Source organism: Burkholderia sp. COPS, assembly GCF_019425585.1.
Lineage (GTDB): Bacteria > Pseudomonadota > Gammaproteobacteria > Burkholderiales > Burkholderiaceae > Burkholderia > Burkholderia cepacia.
In genome coordinates this window covers 13,655-36,102 of record NZ_WIXR01000004.1, presented here as the reverse complement: position 1 = coordinate 36,102, position 22,448 = coordinate 13,655, and the positions used below count along the sequence as shown (strand labels likewise).

At 67.7% G+C, this 22,448-nt stretch carries 26 protein-coding genes and 1 pseudogene; 15 read left to right on the top strand and 12 right to left on the bottom strand.

The features are described 5' to 3' along the window. Nucleotides 1-11: 11 nt before the first annotated feature. Both FOZ70_RS02870 and FOZ70_RS02865 read left to right on the top strand, forming a co-directional pair. Nucleotides 12-848: a helix-turn-helix transcriptional regulator gene (locus FOZ70_RS02870; RefSeq protein ID WP_021159581.1), complete on the top strand. Its 837-nt coding sequence runs from the start codon at nt 12-14 to the stop codon at nt 846-848. 114 nt (nt 849-962) lie between these two features. Then, the gene (locus tag FOZ70_RS02865; protein ID WP_219704913.1) at nt 963-2,330 is read left to right on the top strand and encodes a glutamate--cysteine ligase; all 1,368 of its coding nucleotides are present in this window, start codon (nt 963-965) and stop codon (nt 2,328-2,330) included. Nucleotides 2,331-2,349: 19 nt separating this feature from the next. Here the strand turns inward: FOZ70_RS02865 and FOZ70_RS02860 are convergent, their stop codons facing one another. Continuing rightward, nucleotides 2,350-3,462 (bottom strand): 3-deoxy-7-phosphoheptulonate synthase, encoded by a 1,113-nt coding sequence (locus FOZ70_RS02860; protein ID WP_219704912.1) that lies wholly within the window; start codon nt 3,460-3,462, stop codon nt 2,350-2,352. A gap of 381 nt (nt 3,463-3,843) precedes the next feature. On the opposite strand from FOZ70_RS02860, the gene FOZ70_RS02855 reads away from it, so the two are divergent. From FOZ70_RS02855 to FOZ70_RS02840, 4 genes are all read left to right on the top strand, one after another. Continuing rightward, nucleotides 3,844-4,254, top strand: a complete 411-nt coding sequence (locus FOZ70_RS02855) for an acyl-CoA thioesterase (RefSeq protein ID WP_021159585.1) — start codon at nt 3,844-3,846, stop codon at nt 4,252-4,254. A 28-nt stretch (nt 4,255-4,282) separates the two neighbouring features. Beyond that, the gene (locus FOZ70_RS02850) at nt 4,283-4,930 is read left to right on the top strand and encodes a hypothetical protein (protein WP_219704911.1); all 648 of its coding nucleotides are present in this window, start codon (nt 4,283-4,285) and stop codon (nt 4,928-4,930) included. Next, a complete protein-coding gene (locus tag FOZ70_RS02845) occupies nt 4,927-5,490 on the top strand; it encodes a shikimate kinase (RefSeq protein ID WP_059653134.1) in 564 nt (187 codons plus the stop codon). Before FOZ70_RS02850 ends, FOZ70_RS02845 begins: the two co-directional genes overlap by 4 nt. Nucleotides 5,491-6,069: 579 nt before the next feature. After that, the gene (locus FOZ70_RS02840; protein WP_048022712.1) at nt 6,070-6,777 is read left to right on the top strand and encodes an SDR family oxidoreductase; all 708 of its coding nucleotides are present in this window, start codon (nt 6,070-6,072) and stop codon (nt 6,775-6,777) included. Nucleotides 6,778-6,808: 31 nt separating this feature from the next. On the opposite strand, the gene FOZ70_RS02835 is transcribed toward FOZ70_RS02840, so the two are convergent. Continuing rightward, complete coding sequence (locus FOZ70_RS02835; protein ID WP_219704910.1) at nt 6,809-7,774, bottom strand: LysR family transcriptional regulator; 966 nt, start codon at nt 7,772-7,774, stop codon at nt 6,809-6,811. A 210-nt stretch (nt 7,775-7,984) separates the two neighbouring features. On the opposite strand from FOZ70_RS02835, the gene FOZ70_RS02830 reads away from it, so the two are divergent. Beyond that, complete coding sequence (locus FOZ70_RS02830) at nt 7,985-8,449, top strand: RidA family protein (protein WP_060056514.1); 465 nt, start codon at nt 7,985-7,987, stop codon at nt 8,447-8,449. A gap of 42 nt (nt 8,450-8,491) precedes the next feature. Here FOZ70_RS02830 and FOZ70_RS02825 read toward each other — a convergent pair whose 3' ends face one another. Then, nucleotides 8,492-9,850, bottom strand: a complete 1,359-nt coding sequence (locus FOZ70_RS02825) for an alpha-hydroxy acid oxidase (RefSeq protein ID WP_048022892.1) — start codon at nt 9,848-9,850, stop codon at nt 8,492-8,494. On the opposite strand from FOZ70_RS02825, the gene FOZ70_RS02820 reads away from it, so the two are divergent. Continuing rightward, complete coding sequence (locus FOZ70_RS02820; RefSeq protein WP_027787364.1) at nt 9,849-10,736, top strand: LysR family transcriptional regulator; 888 nt, start codon at nt 9,849-9,851, stop codon at nt 10,734-10,736. The genes FOZ70_RS02825 and FOZ70_RS02820 overlap by 2 nt on opposite strands. A gap of 56 nt (nt 10,737-10,792) precedes the next feature. Here FOZ70_RS02820 and FOZ70_RS02815 read toward each other — a convergent pair whose 3' ends face one another. After that, nucleotides 10,793-12,112: an MFS transporter gene (locus tag FOZ70_RS02815; RefSeq protein ID WP_027787365.1), complete on the bottom strand. Its 1,320-nt coding sequence runs from the start codon at nt 12,110-12,112 to the stop codon at nt 10,793-10,795. A 388-nt stretch (nt 12,113-12,500) separates the two neighbouring features. Between FOZ70_RS02815 and FOZ70_RS02810 the strand changes: the two genes are divergently transcribed. From FOZ70_RS02810 to FOZ70_RS02795, 4 genes are all read left to right on the top strand, one after another. After that, nucleotides 12,501-12,920 carry an organic hydroperoxide resistance protein gene (locus FOZ70_RS02810; RefSeq protein WP_219704909.1) on the top strand — a complete coding sequence of 140 codons (420 nt, stop codon included), beginning with the start codon at nt 12,501-12,503 and terminating at the stop codon, nt 12,918-12,920. A 69-nt stretch (nt 12,921-12,989) separates the two neighbouring features. Then, nucleotides 12,990-13,316 carry a DUF4148 domain-containing protein gene (locus FOZ70_RS02805; RefSeq protein ID WP_042975136.1) on the top strand — a complete coding sequence of 109 codons (327 nt, stop codon included), beginning with the start codon at nt 12,990-12,992 and terminating at the stop codon, nt 13,314-13,316. A gap of 68 nt (nt 13,317-13,384) precedes the next feature. After that, a complete protein-coding gene (locus tag FOZ70_RS02800; protein WP_059496174.1) occupies nt 13,385-13,711 on the top strand; it encodes a DUF4148 domain-containing protein in 327 nt (108 codons plus the stop codon). 72 nt (nt 13,712-13,783) lie between these two features. After that, the gene (locus tag FOZ70_RS02795) at nt 13,784-14,113 is read left to right on the top strand and encodes a DUF4148 domain-containing protein (protein WP_219704908.1); all 330 of its coding nucleotides are present in this window, start codon (nt 13,784-13,786) and stop codon (nt 14,111-14,113) included. 260 nt (nt 14,114-14,373) lie between these two features. Here FOZ70_RS02795 and FOZ70_RS38495 read toward each other — a convergent pair. Next, a pseudogene (locus FOZ70_RS38495) lies at nt 14,374-14,762 on the bottom strand (phospholipid methyltransferase); the annotation flags it as partial. 205 nt (nt 14,763-14,967) lie between these two features. Between FOZ70_RS38495 and FOZ70_RS02785 the strand changes: the two are divergent. Further along, a complete protein-coding gene (locus FOZ70_RS02785) occupies nt 14,968-15,702 on the top strand; it encodes a GNAT family N-acetyltransferase (RefSeq protein ID WP_059488494.1) in 735 nt (244 codons plus the stop codon). A 48-nt stretch (nt 15,703-15,750) separates the two neighbouring features. Here the strand turns inward: FOZ70_RS02785 and FOZ70_RS02780 are convergent, their stop codons facing one another. The 7 genes from FOZ70_RS02780 to FOZ70_RS02755 all read right to left on the bottom strand — a co-directional run bounded on the left by FOZ70_RS02780 (nt 15,751) and on the right by FOZ70_RS02755 (nt 20,821). Further along, nucleotides 15,751-16,206: a MarR family transcriptional regulator gene (locus tag FOZ70_RS02780; RefSeq protein WP_059488497.1), complete on the bottom strand. Its 456-nt coding sequence runs from the start codon at nt 16,204-16,206 to the stop codon at nt 15,751-15,753. 112 nt (nt 16,207-16,318) lie between these two features. After that, on the bottom strand, nt 16,319-16,447 hold the full coding sequence (locus tag FOZ70_RS37925; RefSeq protein ID WP_021159600.1) for a hypothetical protein: 129 nt from the start codon (nt 16,445-16,447) through the stop codon (nt 16,319-16,321). Next, nucleotides 16,444-16,815, bottom strand: a complete 372-nt coding sequence (locus FOZ70_RS02775) for a GFA family protein (protein WP_219704906.1) — start codon at nt 16,813-16,815, stop codon at nt 16,444-16,446. The genes FOZ70_RS37925 and FOZ70_RS02775 overlap by 4 nt, the downstream gene beginning before the upstream one ends. Nucleotides 16,816-16,997: 182 nt before the next feature. Continuing rightward, nucleotides 16,998-18,098, bottom strand: a complete 1,101-nt coding sequence (locus FOZ70_RS02770; RefSeq protein ID WP_219704905.1) for a nitronate monooxygenase — start codon at nt 18,096-18,098, stop codon at nt 16,998-17,000. 264 nt (nt 18,099-18,362) lie between these two features. After that, on the bottom strand, nt 18,363-19,619 hold the full coding sequence (locus FOZ70_RS02765; protein WP_219704904.1) for an MFS transporter: 1,257 nt from the start codon (nt 19,617-19,619) through the stop codon (nt 18,363-18,365). Next, on the bottom strand, nt 19,616-19,777 hold the full coding sequence (locus FOZ70_RS02760) for a hypothetical protein (protein WP_021159604.1): 162 nt from the start codon (nt 19,775-19,777) through the stop codon (nt 19,616-19,618). Before FOZ70_RS02760 ends, FOZ70_RS02765 begins: the two co-directional genes overlap by 4 nt. A gap of 117 nt (nt 19,778-19,894) precedes the next feature. Then, a complete protein-coding gene (locus tag FOZ70_RS02755) occupies nt 19,895-20,821 on the bottom strand; it encodes a LysR family transcriptional regulator (RefSeq protein WP_219704958.1) in 927 nt (308 codons plus the stop codon). A gap of 236 nt (nt 20,822-21,057) precedes the next feature. On the opposite strand from FOZ70_RS02755, the gene FOZ70_RS02750 reads away from it, so the two are divergent. Together FOZ70_RS02750 and FOZ70_RS02745 are read left to right on the top strand one after the other, a co-directional pair. Continuing rightward, the gene (locus tag FOZ70_RS02750; protein ID WP_027787377.1) at nt 21,058-21,690 is read left to right on the top strand and encodes a hypothetical protein; all 633 of its coding nucleotides are present in this window, start codon (nt 21,058-21,060) and stop codon (nt 21,688-21,690) included. A 13-nt stretch (nt 21,691-21,703) separates the two neighbouring features. Further along, entirely contained in the window at nt 21,704-22,387 is a 684-nt protein-coding gene (locus FOZ70_RS02745) for a hypothetical protein (protein WP_219704903.1), read from the top strand. Nucleotides 22,388-22,448 lie beyond the last annotated feature (61 nt).

The window sequence follows — 22,448 nt, the reverse complement described above, 5'->3', positions numbered from 1 at the left end:
GAATTCCGGCCATGCCCATCCGAGACACTTCTCCACCGCGCACCGTGCAGCGCGCCGATTCCGATCCGAGCGAACGCGAGGACGGCCCGTCACTGATCGCCGTCTGGGGGGAAGACGACGGCAGCAACACCTACCGGCTCGGCACCCGCGAGGTCGACTGGCACAGCCATCTGCGCGGGCAGGTGTTCTGCGTGGAAAGCGGTTTCGCGCACGTGCGCACGCCGCACGGTTCATGGCTGTTGCCGCCGCATCGCGCGGGCTGGATTCCGCCCGGCGAGCAGCACAAGGTCAGCATCAGCGGCGCGTTGAGCGGCTGGAGCGTCGTGATCGCACCGGCCGCAAGCCGGCGGATGCCGGGGCAGCCATGCGTGATCGCGATCACCGAGCTGATGCGCGCGCTCGTGCGGCGCGCCGTGTCGTGGGCGGACCAGGACAGGCTCGATGTCGAGCAGGCACGCATCAGCGTCGTGCTGCTCGACGAGATGCGCCGCGCGCCGCACGAGCCGCTGCACCTGCCGATGCCGCGCGACCGGCGGCTGCTGCGCATCGCCAACGCGATCCTCGGGCAGCCGCACGACAGCCGCACGCTCGAAGCGTGGGCCGAATGGGCCGGGCTGTCCGCCCGCACGCTGAGCCGGCTGTTCGTCGCCGAAACCGGCACGAGCTTCGCGCAATGGCGCCAGCAGGCGCGCCTCACGCATGCGCTCGAACGTCTCGCGAGCGGCGACAGCGTCGCCAACATCGCCGACGCGCTGGGCTATGCGACGCCGAGCAACTTCATCGCGATGTTCCGCCGCGCGTTCGGCGATTCGCCCGCGCATTACTTCGCGAAGCGCAGGCAGCCGTAGCGCGGTACGGCCCTGCCCCTATCACCCCTGCCAGTACAGCACCCGCATCGACGTCGTTATAGTCGCCGTGCGACCGGCCGGTCGGTCGCTCAATGTGACTTGTGGAGGGTGTCGATGTCGAATGCCGTTGGGTCGGACCACACGCCGATCGTCTCCGAGCAGCAGCTCGCCGATCATCTGGCCGCCGGCTGCAAGCCGGCCGTGCAGTTCCGGATCGGGACCGAGCACGAGAAGTTCGTCGTTGCGCGTGCGACGCACGCAGCCGCGCCTTACGACGGGCCGTCGGGCATCGCCGCGGTGCTCGCGGGGCTGCAAGGCGACGGCGCGCCGATCGTCGATGCCGGGCGGACCGTCGGCGTGATCCAGCGCGACGGCGCCGCGATCTCGCTCGAGCCGGCCGGCCAGCTCGAACTGTCGGGTGCGCCGCTCGAAACGCTGCACGATACGCATGCCGAGCTGCATGCGCACCTCGCCGCGGTGCGCGACGCGTGCGAACCGCTCGGCCTGCGCTGCGCGCCGCTGGGGTTTCACCCTCACCTTGCGCGCGCGGCACTGCCGTGGATGCCGAAGCAGCGTTACGGGATCATGCAGCGCTACATGCCGCGCGTCGGGACGCGCGGGCTCGACATGATGCAGCGCACCTGCACCGTGCAGGTCAACCTCGATTTCGCATCGGAAAGCGACATGGCGCGCAAGATGCGCGTATCGCTTGCGTTGCAGCCCGTCGCGACCGCGCTGTTCGCGAACTCGCCGTTTGCCGAAGGCAGGCCGACCGGCCTGCTGTCGACGCGCGCGCACACGTGGCTCGACACCGACGAGGATCGCTGCGGGGTACCTGCGCTGTTCCTGTCGCGCAGCTTCGGGTTCGAGCGCTACGTGAGCTGGCTGCTCGACAACGTGCCGATGTATTTCGTGCGGCGCGGCGACCGCTACGCGGACGCGACCGGATGGACGTTCCGCGATTTCATGCGACGCCGCATTCCGCATCTCGAGGGCGAGACGCCGACCCTCGGCGACTTCGCCGACCACCTGACGACGGTCTTCACCGAAGTGCGGCTCAAGCGCTACCTCGAGATGCGCGGCGCCGATGCGGGTTCGCCCGCCATGATGGTCGCGCTGTCGGCATTCTGGACCGGCCTGCTGTACGACCCGACCGCGCTGTCGGACGCCGACACGCTGGCCGTCGCGATCGACCGCGGCGCGCTGCTGACCCTGCGGCGCGACGTGCCGCGTTTCGGGCTCGGCGCGTCGGTCGACGGCCGCCTGTTGCGCGCGTTCGCGGCCGATGCGCTCGCGATCGCGCATCGCGGCCTGCGCGCGCGGGCGCGCAGGGATGCGGCCGGCCGCGACGAATCCGTGTATCTCGCGCCGCTCGACGAGATCGTCGCCGGTGCGCCGACCCAGGCCGAGCACTGGCTTGCCCGCTATCGCGACGCGTGGGCCGGCGACGCGACGCGGATCTACGACGAAGCCGAAATCTGACCGCGTCGCGCGGGGCCGCTCATGCGCAGCACGCGAGGAGCGGCTCGTGCGCGAACTCGACGTCCGGCGCCGGCATATGGCCGCGCCGGCGCGCACGAACCGCGTGCGCAAGTGTCTCGAGGAGCTGCGTGGTATCGGCGAACGAGAGGCATGCGTCGGTGATGCTCTGCCCGTAGCGCAGCGGCACGCCGGGCACGAGATCCTGGCGCCCTTCGATCAGGTTCGACTCGACCAGCACGCCGACGATGCGCGTATCGCCGGCCGCGACCTGCGCGGCGACGGCCGTGCCGACACCCAGCTGATTGCGGAACTGACGGCGGCTGTTGCCGTGGCTGACGTCGATCATCACGCGCGGCGCGCAGTGCGCGGCCGCCATGCGTTCGCATGCGGCATGCACCGCGGCTGCATCGAAATTCGGCTCGCGCCCGCCGCGCAGCACGACGTGCGTATGCGGATTGCCGGGCGAGGTCGCCGCGCATAGCCGGCCGCCCGTGTCGACCGACAGGAAGCGATGCGCGCGCGCGGCCGCGCACATCGCATCGACGGCCACCTGGACATTGCCGTCGGTGCCGTTCTTGAAACCGATCGGGATCGGCAGCGACGACGCCAGCTCGCGATGCACCTGCGATTCCACGGTGCGGGCGCCGATCGCCCCCCACGCGACCAGGTCGGCGAGGTAGCGCGGCGACAGCGGATCGAGAAACTCGGTCGCCGCCGGCATCTCCGCGCCGTTGATGTCGCACAGCAGCGCGCGGGCCGTATGCAGCCCCGTGTCGATCCGTTCGCTGCCGTCCAGCAGCGGGTCGTTGATGAGCCCCTTCCAGCCGACCGTCGTGCGCGGCTTCTCGAAGTACACGCGCATCACGATTTCCAGCTCGTCCGCGAAGCGCGCGCGTTGCAGCGCGAGCCGCGCCGCATAGTCGCGCGCCGCAGCCGGATCGTGCACCGAGCACGGGCCGGCGATGACCACGAGACGGTCGTCCGTGCCGTTCAACACGTCGACGATCGCGTGGCGAGCCAGATGAACCGTGCGCGACGCGCGCAACGCGGGCTGCAGCGCGCCGGCCAGATCCGCGGGGGACGGCAGGTGCAGCTCGGCGTCACGGTTCGTCGTCCAGGTATTCGCATGCATGGGGACTGCCCTCCTGTCGATAATTCGGGGGATTTTTTACTACAGCGCGACTGTATTGAATGGTGCTTTCCGTGCGCAACTAACATAGTTGCCAGTTTCTAATTCATAACCTTATGAATGACAGAAATAAGCAAGGGGATTGGAAATTCAGGCATTGGGTTTGCCTGATTTCGAGACGCGTTCCGGGCCGGGACTGTGATTTTCCATTCTCGATTCTGTAGCATTTTATGGCGCACGGATGCCGATTGTTCAACCTTTCGAAGCGGGTCGCTATTCGTTCTGATAGTGGCGTCGCGATAGGCGTTCAATTAATTTTCAGATTCCTGAAAGGCCGATCAGGTTCATATATATAAATCAACCCAGTCATTGCGGAGAATCACCATGTCGAAACGTCATTATGAAACGCCGATTCACGTCAAGTATCGCGATACCGATTCGATGGGCCATGTGAGCAGTCCCGTCTATTACGACTATCTGCAGCATTCCTATCTCTGCTACATGTTCGATCTCCTCGGCCTGCCGCGGAGCGAGAAGCTGCCGCACATCATGGTGAAGACGCAGTGCGAGTACCTCGCACCGGCCCAATTCGGCGACAACCTGACGATCCGGTCGAGCATCGTGCGTTTCGGCAGCAAGAGCTTCGATCTCGAACACCTGATGGAACGCGACGACCAGACCATCGTCGCGCGCGGCATGTCGACGCATGTGATGTTCGATTACGCGAACAACACGACGCAGGCCGTGCCCGACGAGTTCAAGGCGCGCGTGCTCGAATTCCAGGGTTCGCTGTGATGCGCGCGCGCCATTTCGGGAGCGACACGTGAGCGCCGCGGTGGCGCGCGCCCGGCGCCGGATCGGCGCGATCGTCGAGCGCCGCGACGACCGCGCGATCGTCATCGTCCGGCATGCGGCGCAGGCGTTGCTCGAGCCGGCCGCGCTCGAGCGGCATCGTTCGCTCGTCAGCCGTCACGAGGACGAACTCGAGGTGCTGCTGCAGCCGTGCGGTGGCGCGCACGACGGCGTGCGCCCGCTGCTCGGGCGGCTGCGGGATGCCGGCGTGACCGTCGCGCTCGACGCGGCGACGCTCGCTCACGACGCGTCGCTGCTCGAGTTCGCGAGCTGGGTCACGCAATGCGCGACGCCCGGCGACACAGTGCCGACGCGCGACGATGCAGCCGTGCCGGGCGGCGGGCTGTTCTGCGGCCTGGTCGTGCGATGGCGCGACTTGCGCAACGGGTGGCGGCGGCCGGAACGTGACGAGGCCCACGAACGCACGCCGCAAACTATCGCGGCGGATGCGGCCGAGCACATCGCGGCCGGCGATCCGGACGGCCAAGTGCTCGGCGCGTTGCTCGACGCCGACGACGCAGCCACCGACGCGGCGCTCGACACGTTGTCGGACGCGGTACGCGCGCGGCGGATCTGCGCGGCGACGCGGGCCGGCTGGCCGCTTGCGCGACGGTTATGAGCGCCGTCGCCACGACGGTCGACGTGCGTGCCCTGCCCGACCGCGCGTTCCTGGTCGGCATGATGGGCGCGGGCAAATCGACGCTCGGCCGCGCGCTCGCGGCATCGCTCGGCTGGACGTTCGCCGACAGCGATGACGAGATCGCGCGGCGCACCGGCCGCTCGGTCGCCGAGCTGTTCGACAGGGTCGGCGAAGGCGGCTTTCGGCTGCTCGAAACGCAAATCGTCGACGAACTGACGCAGCGCCCGAACGTCGTCGTGGCGACCGGCGGGGGCGCGGTGCTGAATCCGCGCAGCCGCGCGCGCCTGAGCGAGCGCGGCTGCGTGATCTACCTGCATGCGGACCCCGATGCGCTGTGGCGCCGCACGCGCGATGACACGCGGCGGCCGCTGCTGCAGGTGGCCGACCCGCGGCAAACCCTCGCCGCGCTGTACCGGATGCGCGACCCGCTGTATCGCGAATGCGCACATGCGTTCGTCGACACGACGGCGCAGGACGTCGCGCGCGCGACGTCCGACGTGTTGACGGTGCTGCTGGCGCGGATCGATGCGCCGGATTGACGGCGCGTGCGACGGATGTTCGCTCCCCTGCCCCCGAAGCGATGGCGGGACGCATGGGCATGGCGCGAACTTCGAGTATCCGACGCGTTTTCGAAATGGCGAGTTTGGATTTGCAATCGTGTTGTTGTGATAAGAAAAGTTATCTTGATGATGCGATCAGGAGAGCAAAGACGCTGAAAAGGCGCTGCTGGAACGTGCGCTGTTTCATGCCGGTTTTGCTCGCCTGAGCTTCGAATTGGCGCGGCACGGCCGGGTGACCGTCACCATGCCGTCGAAACGCGCTGTGTCGTCCGCTTTCAGGAGCGGCCCGGGGATGAATCGCGGCGGCCTGCCTTCACGAACCGGCGCATCGTCTCCGGCGAGGTTCGCGGGTCCCACAGCACGCGCGGAGTGCGTCGACGACCGCGCGTCGCGCCAACGGGCGCCAATCGCCCGCCGCCGCATTTGTTCCTGCGACGCAAGACTGTTGCGCCATGGTGGGTGTTCGAGATCGTGACCGGCACGCCTACAGTGAGCCCATCGGATTCATCGATCCGTTCGGCACTGAAGCCGGGAACCCATCACCTATCGAGGCAAATCATGAGCGCATCCAAGGTCATCATCGTCACCGGCGCATCGCAAGGCATCGGCGCGGAAACGGTCAACGCATTCCGCGCACGCGGCCATCGCGTCGTCGCGACGTCACGTTCGATCGGCCCGTCGAACGATCCGGATCTCGTCACCGTCGCGGGCGACATCGGCGATCCGGCCGTCGCCCGGCGCGTGGTCGACGCGGCCATCGAGCACTTCGGCCGCGTCGACACGCTCGTCAACAACGCCGGCGTGTTCATCGCGAAGCCGTTCACGCAGTACACCGCGGACGACTATGCGCAGATTACGAGCGTCAACCTGAGCGGCTTCTTCCACGTCACGCAGCATGCGATCGCCGCGATGCAGAAGCACGGCGGCGGACACGTGGTCAGCATCACGACTAGCCTGGTCGATCATGCGAACAGCAACGTGCCGTCGGTGCTCGCCTCGCTGACGAAGGGTGGATTGAATGCGGCGACGAAGTCGCTCGCGATCGAGTATGCGAAGGCCGGCATTCGCGTGAATGCGGTGTCGCCCGGCATCATCAAGTCGCCGATGCATGCGCCCGAAACCCATGCGACGCTCGCGTCGCTGCATCCGGTCGGCCGCATGGGCGAGATGAGCGACATCGTCGACGCGATCCTGTACCTGGACTCGGCACCGTTCGTCACGGGCGAGATCCTGCACGTCGACGGCGGCCAGAGCGCCGGGCATTGAGTCGCGGCGTCGAAACCGCGAGCCGGCACACCTAACGCGATGCGCCGGCTCGTTTTGCGCGTGGCCCGACCGGCCGCCTGGTCGGGGCACGCTCGAGATGCTCGACCAGAAAGTCGACGAATACGCGCACGCGCGACGACAAAAAACGCGCATGCGGATACAGCAGCACGAAGGGCCGCGACCGGCCGCCGAGGCCGGGCAGCACTTCCACGAGCGTGCCGGCACGCAGATCCTGCTCGACGATGAAGCGGTAGGTCTGGAACAGGCCCGCGCCGCTGCGCGCGAGCGTCACACCGCCAAGGTAGTCTCCCGACGTTCCGTAGCTGCCGGTCGTTGCGACGTCGACTTCCTCCGTCCCGTCGTTGAACAGCCACGGAACCGGCCGCCCGCTGCTCGGCAGTTCGAACTGGATGCATTCATGCGCATGCAGGTCGTCGATGGCGGCCGGCATGCCCGCGCGCTTCAGGTAGCCGGGCGTCGCGACGACCACGAGTTCGGCGTCCTCCAGCTTGCGTGCGACCAGGTTCGAATCGGCCGGTGCGCGGCCGCGAATCGCGAGATCGTAGCCTTCCTCCGCGAAATCGATGTTGCGGTTGCTCAGGTGGGTTTCGACGCGTACCTCGGGGTACCGCTCGCGGAACGCCGGCAGCAGCGGCAGCACGCGATAGTGCCCGTACGGCGTCGGCATGCTGATCCGCAGCAGGCCGGCGGGCGTGGCCTGCTGGCCGGTCGCTTCGCGCTCCGCGTCGACGAGTTGCGACAGCGCGTCGCGGCATTGCTCGAAGTAGCGGCGGCCGGAATCGGTCAGGCGGATCTGGCGTGTCGTGCGCACGAACAGCCGCACGCCGAGACGCTCCTCGAGCCGCGCCACCGACCGGCTGACCGCGGCCGGCGTGACGCCCGCCGCGTTTGCCGCAAGCGTGAAGCTGCCGAGTTCGGCGGCAAGACAGAACAGCTCGATGCTGCCCAGCAGCAGGTCGTCGAATTGTCGTTGCATGGTTGCTGCCGTCTCCGGCGTAGGGCGCGCGATGGAGCCACGAGTGTGCATGAATCTCGCGCGGCAAACCAGCGGGCATGCGTCGCGCGATTTGTTACACCGCGTCGTGAATCAATTGCTCGGCTGACATTTACCGGTTTCGGTCGCATGACTACAGTGACTCGCAGGCAGCACCGATTGCCCCAACCCTTTTCCTGCAAGGAGCATGACATGACCGTCGAACAGAAGCTGGCCGAGCTCGGCCTCGCGTTACCCGAACCGCCGAACCCGCTCGGCAGCTATACGGCCGTCAGCGAAGCGGGCAACCTGCTGTTCGTGTCGGGACAACTGCCGCTCGTCGACGGCAAGGTCGCGTATACCGGCCGCGTCGGCGAGCAGTTGAGCGTCGACGACGGCAAGCATGCCGCCCGGCTCGCGGCGCTGAACGTGCTCGCGCAGATCCGCCGGCACCTGGGCGGCTTCGAGCGCCTGCGCAAGATCGCGCGCGTCGAGGGGCACGTGAGTTCGGCCGACGGTTTTTTCGGGCAGCCGGCCGTGATCGACGGCGCGTCCGACCTGTTCGCTGCCGTGCTGGGCGACAAGGCGGGACACGCGCGCTCGGTGTTCTCCCTGCGCCAGTTGCCGGCCGACGCGGCCGTGGCCCTCGTCGTGACCGCCGCGATCGACCCGGCGTAACGCGGGTATCGTCCCGGAGGGCGGCAACCGGCCTTCCCCGCGCTAGACGGCCACCGGCGACGCCGGCACGCCGCCTTTCCGGATCAACACATCGGGCGTCAGGCCGCTGCACCGTTCGACGCCCAGCATCGCCATGTTCCGGTCCACTTCGTCGCGCAGCAGCCCGATCGCGTGCATGACGCCGGCTTCACCGGCCACGGCCGCCGCGTAATTGAACGGCCGCCCGACGAACACCATGCGCGCGCCCATCGCGACCGCTTTCAGCACGTCCGACCCGCGCCGGAAACCGCTGTCGATCATCACCGGATAGTCCGCGCCCAGCGCCCGAACCACGTCGGGCAGGATCCGCATCGGCGAGACCGCGCCGTCAAGCTGGCGGCCGCCGTGGTTCGACAGGATGATGCCGTCGGCGCCGGCGTCGCGGGCGATGACGGCATCGTCCACGCTGAGGATGCCCTTGATCACCAGTTCGCCCTTCCATTCCTGCCGGATCCGTTCCAGGTGGCCCCAGTCGAGATGGTCGCGGGCCGAGAAATCCCGCTGCACCGTGGACGACAGGATCGGCGCGCCGCGGGTGGCAAAGGAGTTCTCGAAATGCGGCATGCCGTGCGCGAGCAACGTCCGGGCGAAGGTGCCGGCGAGCCAGCGCGGGCGCACGATGCCGTCCCAGAACAGGCGCGGCCCGGGGCGCAGCGGCGTGGTGAAGCCGGTCCGCACGTTGTTTTCGCGATTGGCGGATACAGGGATGTCGACCGTGATCACGAGCGTCCGGTAGCCGGCACGCGCCACGCGTTCGAGCAGCGCGGCGATGCGGCCTGCGTCGCCGGGCAGGTATGCCTGGAACCAGGTTTCCGGCGCGGCGGCGGCGACCTCCTCCAGTGGAATGAGCGACGAGCCGCTCATGATCGACGCGATGCCCGCGCGCTGTGCGGCACGCGCCAGCACAATATCGCCGCGATAGGCCGACAGCGCATGGATCCCCATCGGCGCGATGCCGAACGGCGACGCGTAGCGTCGTCCGAATAGCTCGACGCCCTGCTCCCGCCGCGACACGTTGCGCAGCACGCGCGTCGCAAACCCGTATTCGTCGAACACGGCACGATTGTCGTCGCGCGTGCGGTTGTCTTCGGCGGCGCCGCTGACGTAGCCGAAGATCGGGCGCGGCAGCGCGCGGCGTGCCGCGGCTTCGAAATCATGGAGGCACAGCATCTTTCGCAGCACGCGCGGCATGTGCGGCGTGCGCGTATCGGCCAGGTGGCGGCTTGTTCCGGAAACGGATGAGGCGGAAGGAGTCATGTCTGAAGCCTGTTTTCGAGTCGATGGCGGAATTTTAGGTACGCGCGGCGTGCTTAAAAAGCGATAATCTTCCAATGAATTTGTTCGATAAAAGCGAAAGACAATGGCGACCCCGACTCTCAAGCAGCTCGACGCGTTCTACTGGGCGGCGACCTGCGCGAACTTCTCGACCGCTGCGCAACGGCTGCACCTGTCGGTGTCGTCGCTGTCCAAGCGCATCAACGAACTGGAACAGGTCGTCGAACGCACGCTGTTCGACCGGAGCGGCCACCGGGCCGTGCTGACCGACGACGGCGAGGCGCTGCTGCCGGCCGTGGTGCGGGTGCTCGAGTCCGTCGCCGCGCTGCAGGAATCGGTTGCCAGGGACGAAGGGTTGAGCGGCCGGCTGCGCTTCGGCGTCGGCGAACTGTCGGCGCTGACGTGGCTGCCGCGCTTCGTGGCGGCGGTCCAGAAGCAGCACCCGAAGCTGGCGCTGGAGCCGTATGTCGACGTGGGCGCGGCACTGGAGGAGAAAGTCGATGCCGGTGAACTGGATTTCGCGGTGATCGCCGGCCGGTCGTCGCGCAGCAGCGTGCTGTCGCAGCCGGTGGCGGAAGCGCGGTTCGCGTGGATGGCGGCCGAGGCGCTGGTCGGCCGCGAGCGCGTGCTGACGCCGGCGCTGCTCGCCAGTCATGCGCTGGTGCTGCTGCCGTCCGGTTCGGGCGTGACACGCATCCTCGACGACTGGCTGCTCGCGTGCGGCGTCAATCATGCGCGCAGGATCGAGTGCAACAACTGGAGTGCCGTGGCCGGCATGCTGGGCGAAGGTGTCGGCATCGGCTTCCTGCCGGTCGACTGGGCACGCGCGCGGCCGGGCGGCCATCTCGTGCAGCTGACGAGCGAGCCGCCGCTGGCGCCGCTTCAATATGCGTTCCAGTGGCGCCGCGGCGACGTGCGCGGGCTGATTCCGTCGATGCTGTCGCTGGTGCGGCATTACGCGGACTTCCGCTGAACCCGCGCTTGCCGCCCGGCGTCAGGCCCGGGCGATCGCGAAGATGCGTGCCGTCGTCACGCTTCGTCGATGCGCGAGACCTGCTTGGGATCGGGCATCCACAGGTAGCACAGCAGCGACACGAGCACGCACGCCGACACGTAGTAGAAGAACCACGCTTCGTGTCCGATGCTCTTCATCCACAGCGCGACGTATTCGGCCGTTCCGCCGAACAGCGACACCGTGATCGCATACGGCAACCCCACGCCCAGTGCGCGCACGCCGACCGGAAACAGTTCGGCCTTGGCCACGGCGCTGACCGACGAATACAGGCTGACGATCAACAGCGCGGCGACGATCAGCGCCAGCGCGGCGCCGGTTGTCTGAACGCCGCGGAGCGCCTGGAAGATTGGCACGGTGCAGAGCGTGCCGAGTACGCCGAACGCGATCAGCAGCGGGCGACGCCCGACGCGATCGGACAGGCTGCCGAAGATCGGCTGCATCGCGACGAATGCCAGCAGGCTGATCACGGAGACCATCGATGCGTCGGCCTTGCTCATCCCCGCGCTGTTGACGAGGAATTTCTGCATGTACGTCGTATAGGCATAAAACGCGACCGTGCCGCCGAGCGTCAGGCCGGCCACGATCAGGCACTCGCGTTTGTGATGGAACAGGTCGGCGATCGACGCGTGGCGGCGCTTGCTGCGGCGGTGCTGCTCGAACGATGCCGTTTCCTGCATGTTGCTGCGCAGGAAGATCGCGCTGCAGGCCAGCAGCGATCCGAGCAGGAACGGGATGCGCCATCCCCAGCTTTCGAGTTGCGCGGTGGTCAGGAAAAACTGCTGCAGCACGACCAGCACACCCATCGCGAGCAACTGGCCGAGCGACAGGGTCGCGAACAGGAAGCTCGAATAGAAGCCGCGCCTGGACTTGTCGGCCATCTCGCTCAGGTACGTTGCCGAACTCGCGTATTCGCCGCCGAGGCTCAGCCCTTGCAGCAGTCGCGCGAAGACCAGGAGCACCGGCGCGGCAAGGCCGATCGTGTCGTAACCGGGGGTCAGGCCGATGATCAGCGAGCCGACGCACATCGCCAGCACCGAGACGAGCAGCGCGGCCTTGCGTCCGTTGCGATCCGCGTACAGGCCGACGAGCCAGCCGCCGATCGGGCGCATGACGAAACCGACGGCGAAGATGGCCGCCGTGTTCAGCAACTGCACGGTCAGGTTGCCGTTCGGAAAGAACGCCTTCGCGAAATACAGCGAAAACGCGGAATACACGTACCAGTCGTAATACTCGATGAGGTTGCCTACCGATCCGCTGAAGATGGATCGAAGGTTCGCGAGGGTTCCGGTCGGCCGGGAATCCGTGGCCGTTGCAAGAGGGCTGACGCGCGACACGTAATGTCTCCGTTTCGATTGTGCTCGTGATCCGTGCAAGTGCCGGCCGTGGGCGGGCCGCTTGCGATCGGGTGCGGCAAGGTTAGAAGAGACGATGCATTGTAGAAAGCGAAATAATGACAAGGAACCTGTTCGCTTTATGGAAAGTCGGGCCAGCAACTCCCCGCTTTCGTGTCTGTTTCGGCGTCGTTCCGTGTTCCCCGGTTATCAGGGATAGATCGCCGGGAAGGCTTGTCCTGAAAGGCGCTCCGCGTTCCGGATACATTGAAATACAAAATATCGCATGCGATTTAATCGAACGCGCTTGACGTGAGTGGGCGACAAGACCAAACTGTATCGCATGCGATCGAATCGCATCTGAGACAAACCTCAACTGACGGAGCAAATGATGAGCAAGATCGAACACGTGCTGTACACGGGCAAGACGCATACGACTTCCGGCGGCCGCGACGGCGCCGCACGCAGTTCTGACGGCCGCCTCGACATCCAGTTGTCGTCGCCGGGCAGCGCCGGCACCGGCACCAATCCCGAGCAACTGTTCGCGGCGGGCTGGTCGGCCTGCTTCATCGGCGCGATGCAGCTCGCGGCGCGTGCCGCGAAGGTGACGTTGCCGACCGATCTCGCCGTCGACGCCGAAGTGGATCTCGGCACCGCCAGCAACGCGTACTTCCTGCAGGCCCGGCTGAACGTGAGCGTGCCGGGGCTCGATCGCGACGTCGCGCAGCGCATCGTCGATGCCGCACACCAGACCTGCCCGTATTCGAAGGCGACGCGCGGCAACATCGACGTCGACATCCGTATCGCCTGAACGTGCGTCGGGCGGCCCGGCGCCGCCTGACCGAATGCCCGGTTCTTCTTCTTTTTTTCGAGGTGAATGATGAATACCCGATTGATCGCCGCCCTTCTCGTCGCCGTTTCGGCCACCGCCGCCGCACCGGCGTTCTCCAGCGAAGCCACCGTGACGCGTGCGCAGGTGCGCGCCGAACTCGCCCAGCTGCAACACGCCGGCTACCCGCTGAATCGCGCGACCGACGCAACCTATCCGGACGATCTCCAGGCCGCACTCACGCGGATCCAGGCGGCCGATGCGGTTGCCGGCAACGACCGGGCGTCCGGCTACGGCGGCAACGGCGATGCGGCCACGCAATCGGGCCGCCGCCATGCAGTCAGCGTGGCCGACCGCTCGGTGTATTTCGGACATTGAGCGTGCTGCGCCGTCCGTCGAAACGCGAACCCTGAATTCCTTCCATTCCTGTTCTGTCGAGGTAAATGATGAAAACCCAATTGATCGCCGCCCTTCTCGTCGCCGTGTCCGCCTCCGCCGCCGTACCGGCGTTCGCCGATGAAGCTGTAGTGTCCCGCGCGCAGGTGCGTGCCGAGCTCGTCCAGCTGGAACAGGCCGGTTATCGGCCGGGCCGCGCGAACGATCCGCACTATCCGGTCGACCTGCAGGCCGCGCTGACGCGCATTCACGCGAACGACGCCGTGGTGGCCGATGCGGCGACATCCGGTTACGGCAGCGATGCCGTCGCCGCGACGCAGTCGGGCCGCCGGCCCGCGACACGCGTCGCCGAACGCTCGATCTACTTCGGTCATTGAACGAATCCGCGTACGGCGCCGGCTGCCGGCGCACGATGCGCAACCGCTGAATCCAATTATTTGTCGAGGTGAATGATGAAGACCCCACTGATCGCCGCCCTTCTTGTTGCCGTGTCGGCCGCCGTTGCCGCGCCGACGTACGCCGGCGAAAGCACCGTGACGCGTGCGCAGGTGCGTGCGGAACTGGCCGCGCTGCAAACGGCCGGCTACCTGCCGAACCGCCCCAACGACCCTAACTATCCGGACAATCTGCAGGCCGCGCTGCGCCGGGTTCACGACAACGATGCGGTCGCGGTCGGGCCGCAAGCGTCCGGTTACGGCGGCGACGCCGTCGGGGCGACGCAGTCGGGAAACAGCAGCGCGATTCGCAAGGCGGAGCGGTCGATCTACTTCGGCCATTGAGCATGCGTCGCCGGAATCGTGACGCCTGTCCGGGCGGTTCGGTACGACGTGCGGGGAACGGGGGCGCGCGAGCACGGCGCGCCGCTCGTCGGCCTTCGGCGGAAAGCTTCGATGCAGGCTGGCGTACATCCGTTATTTTCGTCGGCCCGGGCTTCGATCGCCCGCCGCACCGACGCGGCCGCCGGTTCTCGCGACCAGCGGGCATGCAGGAAAAGACAGCAGCCGTGGCATGCCGCACAACACCCCATTCCCGAGCGCGTTCACGATGATGAACGCGCGTCTGCCGATGGCCCGGCGCCGCTCGAATCGAGTGGTGGCGCATGGCGCAACCGGACAATATCGACGCCGTGCAGGATCGTTGCTTCCGCAACCGCATCCCGCTGCGGCGGAGCATCGGGCCATTGACGGCCGATTGCATCGACCCGGCGTTCGAAGCGGTACACGACGGCGGGCGGAAAGTTCATCCACGCAATGCCGATCCGAACGGCGCGAATGCGCATCGCCTCCAGGTAGCGCGCCGGGATCCGGCAGCGCGGCACGCAGGTGAACTGGTCGAACGCGCCATCCTCGGCGAGGTGGCGCGCGAACGCGCAGTGAACTTCGCGACGGCCTGTTCGGCCGGCATCGCGACAAGCGGCAGCCCGTCGAGGTGACTGCCGGTACCGGAGGGCGCGGGCTGGCGGTGATCCTGTCGTTTCCGGTCAGGGCGGAGCCGGCAACGCTGGCCCGGGCTTCGGCAACACGTGCCGCGCATCCCGCACCGCGCCGATGACACGATCAATGTTGCATCGCGCCCTGCCCGTCCGGTCCCGGTCTATGCTGTGCAACCGACACCTTCAATCGAGGAGCAGCCGATGTCCGATGCAACGACCGGAAACGCGACAGGCGCAACAGGCGCAACAGACAGTACGCACCCGCTCGACCACGTGGTGTGGAACGCGCTGACCGGCAGGCAGCGCCGCTTTGCGCTCGGCGACGGCCGTGCATGGCGGTTTCCGGCGGCCATCGCGCCGTTTGCCGCGATCGAGGATACCGGCGGGGCATCGTTCGACGCGTTGCGCGCACTGGTCGCCGCACACGGGCCGGCGGCACTCGTCATGCCCGACGAGATCGAGTTGCCGGCAGGCTTGTCGGCGATCCGGCGCGCAACCCTGTTGCAAATGGTCTGGCAAGGGACGCCCGCCCCGGCACCTGAAGCGGGCCACGTCACGCTCGCGGAAGCCGACGTGCCGGACATGCTCGCGCTGACCACGGCCGCGCAGCCCGGCCCGTTCGGCCCGCGCACGTTCGAGCTCGGCCGCTACATCGGCATCCGCAACGAAGGCAGGCTGGCCGCGATGGCCGGCGAGCGGATGCAGGTCGACGGGTATACCGAGATCAGCGCCGTGTGCGTGGATGCCGCGTTCCGGCGGCAAGGGCTGGCGGCACGTCTGATCCGGTCGTTGATCGCGGCCATCGATGCGCGCGCGGAAACGCCTTTCCTGCACGTCCTCACGTCCAACCGGGTCGCGATCGAGCGCTATCTCGCACTGGGTTTTGTCGTGCGCCGCGAGATGCACCTGCTGGTGCTGGGCGACGGGCACGCATGACGACGCGGCCGGCACGATGCACGTGCCGGCCGCCGGTAGCCCGTGGGCTTATTCGTCGATCGACTGGATCAGGTTGCCGCGCAGCGTGACGATCGCCTTCTGCATCTTCGCGAATTCGTCCGGCTTCAGCCCGGTGGCCTCGACCAGGTTCATGTCGAGCCCCTTCTCGCGCACGCGGCGCCCGCTCTTCGTCAGGCTGACGAGCACCTGGCGCTCGTCCGACGGATCGCGATGCCGCTCCAGGTAGCCCATTGCCTCGAGCTTCTTCAGGATCGGCGTCAGCGTATTGGATTCGAGGAACAGCTTCTCGCCGAGCTGGCCGACCGTCTGGTTGTCCTGCTCCCACAGCGCAATGATCGTGATGTATTGCGTGTACGTGAGCCCCAGCTCCTCGAGGATCGGCTTGTAGGCCTTGCCGAACGCGAGGTTCGTCGAGTAGATCGCGAAGCACAGGAACTCGGACAGCTTCGGCGCGGCGGCGGATGGTGCTTCGGTCGGTTTCATGAACGTCCTCCAGCGACGCGAACGGCCGCAGATGGACGCATTATATATCGCGTGCGATCTTATCGGAAGCATGGTAAATCGGTCTCGATGAACCAACGGCCGCCGCGCGCCGTCAATCCGGCGTGCGGCGCTTGCCGGTCTGCACGCGGCTGGCCGACAGCAGCGTGCATTGCACCGGATGCGCGATTTCGGTCGCGACCCCGCCTGCCGCAAACAGCAGGATCATCAGCCAGCGTTTCATGCGTCCTCCACGACCGGAAGGCTCGCGCCGTCGGCGACCGTCGCGTCGAGCGCATACGGGTCGATACCGTCGAGGCAGCCGAGATTGACGCGCCAGCAGGCCGGGTCCTTGCGGGTCTGATGGAACGGATAGACGCCGCAATGGCTGCAGAAATAGTGGCGCGCCGTGTGTGTGTTGAAGCGGTAGCACGTCAGCGCGCCCTCGCCTTCGACGATCTTCAGTTCACTCGCGGCGAACATCGGGCTCATCAGCGCGCCGCGCCGGCGGCACAGGCTGCAGTTGCAGCGAACCGCCGGTGTCACGGCGGCCCGGACTTCGAATCTGACGGCCCCGCAATGGCAGGACCCTTTGAGCCAGGTGGCAGACATGGTGCACTCCAGAAGAGGTCATGCCTGCTTTATAGCGGACGCCCGAACCCGCGATGTATCGCGATGTATCCGCGGCTCGCGCAGATACAGGACGTTTCAAATCGGCGGCGGGCAATCGCGTTGCGTGCTCCGATCGCCGGCATGCGCATGCGGCCGCCGCGCGTGGAGCGCGGATCGTGCGATCAATCCAGCACGTGCTGTATCCGCTCGATCGCCGCCCGCGTCTCGCGTTCGAGCGCGGCGAACAGCTCGGCCGCCGGCAACTGCCGCACGAGCGGCGCCGCCTGCCCGGCCCACTGCGCGCCGTAGCCGAATTCGCCCTTTGCCTTCGCGGCTGCATGCAGCGCCTTGCCGGCGTCGTAGGCGATCGGGTACGCGGGCGTGGCCGGCGCCTGCGGGTCGTCGCCGAGCGTGGTCAGCCGGTTCGCGATGCCGCGCGCGATCCGGCCGGAGATCGCGGCCGTGAACGTCGTGCGCCGTGCGGCGTCGCTCAGCAGCGCGCGGCGATAACCGTCGTCGATCGATGTCTCCGGGCACGCGACGAACGCCGTGCCGAGCTGCGCGGCCTGCGCGCCGAGCGCGAGCGCGGCGGCGATGCCCTCGCCGTCCATGATGCCGCCGGCGGCGATCACCGGCCGCGCGCATTCGCGCACGATCAGGCGCGTGAGCGCGAACGTGCCGAGGCGGTCGTCATGGGCGGTCGAATCGAACACGCCACGGTGGCCACCCGCTTCGACGCCCTGCGCGACGATCGCGTCGATGCCGGCGGCGGCGATCCGGTGCGCCTCGTCGAGATTCGTCGCGGCCGCGAACAGCGTGACGCCCGCGCGCTTCAGCGCATCGATCACGTCCGCGGACGGCAGCCCGAAATGGAAGCTGACGACGGCCGGCTTCTCTTCGACGAGCAGCGCCTGCATCGCGTCGTCCGCGACGAAACTCGTATAGATCTCCGACAGCGAGGCGGGCGGCGTCGCGCCGTATTCGCGGAACGCCGGCGCGAGCCAGTCGAGCCACGCGCGTTCGACGGCCGCGTCGGCGCGCGCCGGCTGGTGGCAGAACACGTTGATGTTGAACGGCCGGTCGGTGAGCGCGCGCGTGTCGCGGATCATCTTGCGGGCGCCGTCGGCGTTCGTCGCACCCACGCCGAGCGAGCCGAGCCCGCCCGCATTCGACACGGCGGCCGCCAGCGCCGGCGTGCTGACGCCGGCCATCGGCGCCTGGACGATCGGTATGCGCACGCCGAGTGTGCGCAACAGCGTCCGGTTGTCGGTCGATTGATTCATGTCGCTGGCCTCCTGCAAGATCCGCAATCGAAATGCTTCGACCGGATGCGGGCCGAAGCGTGGGTCGGGTTCGGACCGGTGCGCGTGGATCGTGCCTTGCGCGCAGCCGGTCGCATGAAAGTTCTGTCGAAAAAGGCGCGCAGCCGTGCGATGCGGTGTTTGCCTTCGCAGCGACGGTGTACGGCATCGCGCGTTGCGCGGCGCGGCACCTGCTGCTGCGCTCATGCTACGCCCGCCCGTGACCCGCGGGCCAGCGGCCAACGGCTATCGGCCGCGCGCCCAATGCGCGAGCCCCGCGCAAGCCGCCAGCAGCGCACCCGTCACGAAGAACACCGAATGCAGCCCGAGCGCGACGCCGATCTGCCCGCCGATCACCGGCCCGATCACCTGCCCGCTGAACTGGGCGGACTGCAGGTAACCGAGCATCTGCCCGGTCGCACGCTCGTCGACCGATTGCCGCACGAGCTTGCCGATCGACGGCAGCAACCCCGCGAGGGTCATGCCCATCAGCGCGCGCAGCGCGGCGAGCTGCCACCAGTGCGTGACGAACGCCTGCGGCACCATCGCGAGCGCGGTCAGCAACAGGCAGCCGATGATCACGTTCCAGCTGCCGATCCGGTCGGCCAGCGCGCCGAGCCGGGCGGCCGTCAGCATGCTGCCGAGCGCCGAGCACGCCATCACGACGCCGGCGACACGCGCGAGATGATCGCCGCCGACGCCGAGGCCGCCGATATAGACGGTGATGATCGGCTCGATCGACATGTTCGCGAGCAGCACCATCATCGCCGTCACCAGCAGCGCGGCCACCGCCGCACGATCCGTGCCGCGCGACGTGCCGGCCGTCGCGCTCGCGGTGCGCGGTTTCGCGTCGGTGCCCGCGTGGAAATCCTCCTTCACGACGAAGATCGTCAGCAGCGCGGCGACGGCGATCATCGCGCCACCGGCGAAGAAGGTGCCGCGAATGCCGAGCCAGCCCGGCAGCAGCCCGCCGACGAGCGGCCCGACCAGGTTGCCCGCGAGCGCGCCGGTCGACAGGATGCCGAGCGCCCAGCCCGCGCGTTCGCGCGGCGCCTGCGTGCCGACCATCACGGTCGATGCCGACGCGTAACCGCCGACGAGCCCCGCGAGCAGCCGCAGCACGATGAGTTCGACCACGTCGTGCGCGACGCCGATCAGCGACATCACGATCGCCATGCCGATCGCCGCGCGCACGAGCATCGGCTTGCGGCCGAAGCGGTCCGCGAGCCGGCCCCACAGCGGCGCGGTGACGGCCGTGCCGAGAAACGTCGCGCCGAACGCGACGCCCGACCACTGGATCACGGCCGACTGCGCGTCGACGCCGAGTTGCCGCACGTACAGCGGCAGGAACGGCAGCAGCATGCTCAGGCTGACGAGCGTCGTGAACGACCCGAACACGCAGACGGCGAGATTGCGCCGCCAGTAGCGCGCGTTGCGTTCGGCGTAGCCGGCGGCGGGCCGTTCGGCCCGTGCCGCGGCGGGGGCCTGCGAGATCGTGCTCATTGCGCCCTCGCCGTCGCGGTCATCGGTGCGGCAAACCCTTGCGCGACGATATTCGCCGGCAACGGCAGGAAGGCGAAACGCGCCATGCCGATGCCGGACCCGGCGCGGCGCGCGCCGAACGCACCGGCGCGGGGCCGGCTGGAAAGCGCTCGATCCATGTTGACCTCCATTCGCTGAACGGGCGCCCTGCGCGTCCGTGGGTTGAAGGAAGTCTAGATTGAGCCGATTGTCGAGTGAATCGCCGTCACTCGAAAGCCATTCTTCCGCATCCCGGTTCAATCGCCGTCGGTGATGGCCGCCAGCCGCGCGAAGTGCTCGCGCAGGCGCGGCGCCGCGAAATCGACGAACGCACGCACCTTCGGTACGGAAAGGCGACCGTAAGGTGTGACGAGATGGATCGGCAACGGCGCGTGTTCGCTGTCGCGCAGCACGATCCGCAGCGTGCCGTCCCGCACCGGTTCGGCGACGTGATAGGAAAAGAGCCGCTTGACGCCGTGGCCGGCGACGGCCGACGCGACCGCGCCGCGGATCGTGTTGATGATGAAGCGCGGCGCGAACTGGACGACCTGCGGCAGCGCCGCCGGCGCGGACGGCGGGAAGCTCCACGAATCGAGGCCGAAATGCGTCATCGAGATGATCTGGTGCCGGGCGAGATCGGCCGGCGTCTCGATAGCCGGATGTCTGGCCAGGTAATCGGGCGACGCCACGACGACCCGCCGCACCGCGCCGACCGGAATCGCGACCAGCGTCGAATCGCTCAGGTGCGCGATCCGTAGCGCGACGTCCATGCCTTCGTCGATCAGGCTGACGGGACGGTCGAGCAACTGCAGGCGGATCGACACGGCGGGATGGCGTTCGATGAATTCGTCGAGCAGCGCGCGCAGCACGTCCTCGCCCGCGGCGACCGGCGCGGTGACGGTCAGCATGCCGCGCGGCGCCGAGCGTTCGTCGGCGACCAGCATGTCGGCTTCCTCGAGGTCGGACAGGATGCGGCGGCACGCGGCGGCGTAGCGTTCGCCGGCTTCGCTGAGCCGGATCGTCCGGGTCGTGCGGTACAGCAGCGCGGTGCCCGTGTGCGCTTCGAGAAACGCGATCGCGCGGCTGACCGCCGCCGGCGACCGGCCGAGCTTGCGGCCCGCGCCCGCGAGGCTGCCTTCGTCCAGCGTGGCGACGAACACTTTCATCGCGTCGATTCGATCCATGGTTTGAGCGGGCCGGGTGCGAACGGCCGTGTAATGGGCGGCGGTCAAGCGAGCGAGCAGTCTACCGCACACCGACGCGATGCCCGGCTCCGGGGACACTGCACTTGCCGCTTTGGCCCTACAATGCGCAGGCGCAGAAACCGCACGAACGGCCGTCAGGGTGCCGCGTTCATCGAACGCGGCGTCCGACATTCAAGCGGTACCGCTGAATAACGAACCACAACCAACCAGCACTCATGAAAAGAAGAACATTTCTCGCGCTGCCCGCTGTGGCGGCGTCCGGCATGCTTGCCGGCTGCTCCAATTTCGGCCCCGTCACCAAGGCGTGGATGAGCGATTCGAAATACGACGAAACCTTGTCGACGTTCCTGATTACCGCGGACGGCAAACAGCTCGTCGTGCTCGGCAAGAAGTATCACTACATCTTCGAGATGCCGCCGAGCCTTGCGACGGTGCTCAACGCCCCCTATCGCCCCAAGATTCACACGGCGTTCAGCGATTTCGAGGCGCACGGCGACGCGATCACAGGTCAATACACGATGCGGCTGGACTACGCGGATGCGCCGACCGGCTCCGACGTGCGCGAGCGTGCGCTCGCGGACGGTTTCAAGAAGGACGGCGCCTATCTGGAGTCGGAAGGCAGGATCAGCGGCAAGCGCTATCTGCCGAACGATGTCACGTCTTCGTCGGTTCCGCAGGCGTTCAATCGTCCGTACGAGGTCACGGTGACGGACAAGCTGACGGCTGTCGGCCGCGGCGCGAAGCTGGCCTTGTCGCCGATCGCGATGGCGGCCGATGGCGCGTTGGGCCTGCTCGGCCTCGCGCTGTTTCCGATCGCGCTCACCACCTTCATCATCGTGGCGAGTTGAGGTGCGATCGGCGATGAAATCTCCTGTCCGAAACCTGTTCCGCATCGGCTGCGTGGCGGCCTGCCTCGCGTTCGCGCAACATGCCGCCGCCGAAAGCGACTGGGACGCCGCGCGCCATGTCCGTACCGACTGGGTGTTCGCGTCGATGAAGGAAAGCGACGTGCGGCCCACGCTCGATCGCGCGCTGAAGGACCAGGCGCGCTGGGCCGGCCTGCCCGGCAACGCACCGGATGCCGGCTCATTCAGCTGCACGAAGCTCGCGCTGCCGCCGCCGTCGGCCGAAGCGCAGGCCGCGTTCGACGCGGCGCCGTCGTCGCGCGGGCGCGACGCCGACAAGGCCTACGCGAAGGCCGCATCGCTCGGTTCGTGGCGCGCGGCCGCGCGCCTTGCGAGCAGTTCGCTCGACGACGAGGATTGGGAAGGCGCGCAGCCGGCGATTGCGTGGCTGCTCGTACATCACGTGCCGGCCGGCTACAACAAGCTCGCGGACGTCTTGCAGGCGATGTCGGGCTACGACGGCGAAACGCCCGGCGAAGGCATGAGCGGGATGATCGCGTCGCTGCGCTGGCGCGCGGCGCGCGAAGGCGATCCGGTCGCGCAGATGGAAATGGCCGACCTGTTCGAGAAGCTCGGCCAGCCCGATCTCGTCACCGCGTTGCGAGCATGTGCGACGCGGCAGAATCCCGCGCTGAAATGATGCGAGCCGGTATGCCGCCATGATGGGCGGTGTACCGGCTCGGGCGGTGACATTTGTCGCG

Bases quoted from the DNA above. Each gene is read 5' to 3' on its own strand.
- FOZ70_RS02870 (WP_021159581.1), top strand. From the start codon at position 12: ATGCCCATCCGAGACACTTCTCCACCGCGCACCGTGCAGCGCGCCGAT.
- FOZ70_RS02865 (WP_219704913.1), top strand. From the start codon at position 963: ATGTCGAATGCCGTTGGGTCGGACCACACGCCGATCGTCTCCGAGCAG.
- FOZ70_RS02860 (WP_219704912.1), bottom strand. From the start codon at position 3,462: ATGCATGCGAATACCTGGACGACGAACCGTGACGCCGAGCTGCACCTG.
- FOZ70_RS02855 (WP_021159585.1), top strand. From the start codon at position 3,844: ATGTCGAAACGTCATTATGAAACGCCGATTCACGTCAAGTATCGCGAT.
- FOZ70_RS02845 (WP_059653134.1), top strand. From the start codon at position 4,927: ATGAGCGCCGTCGCCACGACGGTCGACGTGCGTGCCCTGCCCGACCGC.
- FOZ70_RS02840 (WP_048022712.1), top strand. From the start codon at position 6,070: ATGAGCGCATCCAAGGTCATCATCGTCACCGGCGCATCGCAAGGCATC.
- FOZ70_RS02835 (WP_219704910.1), bottom strand. From the start codon at position 7,774: ATGCAACGACAATTCGACGACCTGCTGCTGGGCAGCATCGAGCTGTTC.
- FOZ70_RS02830 (WP_060056514.1), top strand. From the start codon at position 7,985: ATGACCGTCGAACAGAAGCTGGCCGAGCTCGGCCTCGCGTTACCCGAA.
- FOZ70_RS02820 (WP_027787364.1), top strand. From the start codon at position 9,849: ATGGCGACCCCGACTCTCAAGCAGCTCGACGCGTTCTACTGGGCGGCG.
- FOZ70_RS02810 (WP_219704909.1), top strand. From the start codon at position 12,501: ATGAGCAAGATCGAACACGTGCTGTACACGGGCAAGACGCATACGACT.
- FOZ70_RS02805 (WP_042975136.1), top strand. From the start codon at position 12,990: ATGAATACCCGATTGATCGCCGCCCTTCTCGTCGCCGTTTCGGCCACC.
- FOZ70_RS02800 (WP_059496174.1), top strand. From the start codon at position 13,385: ATGAAAACCCAATTGATCGCCGCCCTTCTCGTCGCCGTGTCCGCCTCC.
- FOZ70_RS02795 (WP_219704908.1), top strand. From the start codon at position 13,784: ATGATGAAGACCCCACTGATCGCCGCCCTTCTTGTTGCCGTGTCGGCC.
- FOZ70_RS02785 (WP_059488494.1), top strand. From the start codon at position 14,968: ATGTCCGATGCAACGACCGGAAACGCGACAGGCGCAACAGGCGCAACA.
- FOZ70_RS02780 (WP_059488497.1), bottom strand. From the start codon at position 16,206: ATGAAACCGACCGAAGCACCATCCGCCGCCGCGCCGAAGCTGTCCGAG.
- FOZ70_RS37925 (WP_021159600.1), bottom strand. From the start codon at position 16,447: ATGAAACGCTGGCTGATGATCCTGCTGTTTGCGGCAGGCGGGGTCGCG.
- FOZ70_RS02775 (WP_219704906.1), bottom strand. From the start codon at position 16,815: ATGTCTGCCACCTGGCTCAAAGGGTCCTGCCATTGCGGGGCCGTCAGA.
- FOZ70_RS02770 (WP_219704905.1), bottom strand. From the start codon at position 18,098: ATGAATCAATCGACCGACAACCGGACGCTGTTGCGCACACTCGGCGTG.
- FOZ70_RS02765 (WP_219704904.1), bottom strand. From the start codon at position 19,619: ATGAGCACGATCTCGCAGGCCCCCGCCGCGGCACGGGCCGAACGGCCC.
- FOZ70_RS02760 (WP_021159604.1), bottom strand. From the start codon at position 19,777: ATGGATCGAGCGCTTTCCAGCCGGCCCCGCGCCGGTGCGTTCGGCGCG.
- FOZ70_RS02755 (WP_219704958.1), bottom strand. From the start codon at position 20,821: ATGGATCGAATCGACGCGATGAAAGTGTTCGTCGCCACGCTGGACGAA.
- FOZ70_RS02750 (WP_027787377.1), top strand. From the start codon at position 21,058: ATGAAAAGAAGAACATTTCTCGCGCTGCCCGCTGTGGCGGCGTCCGGC.
- FOZ70_RS02745 (WP_219704903.1), top strand. From the start codon at position 21,704: ATGAAATCTCCTGTCCGAAACCTGTTCCGCATCGGCTGCGTGGCGGCC.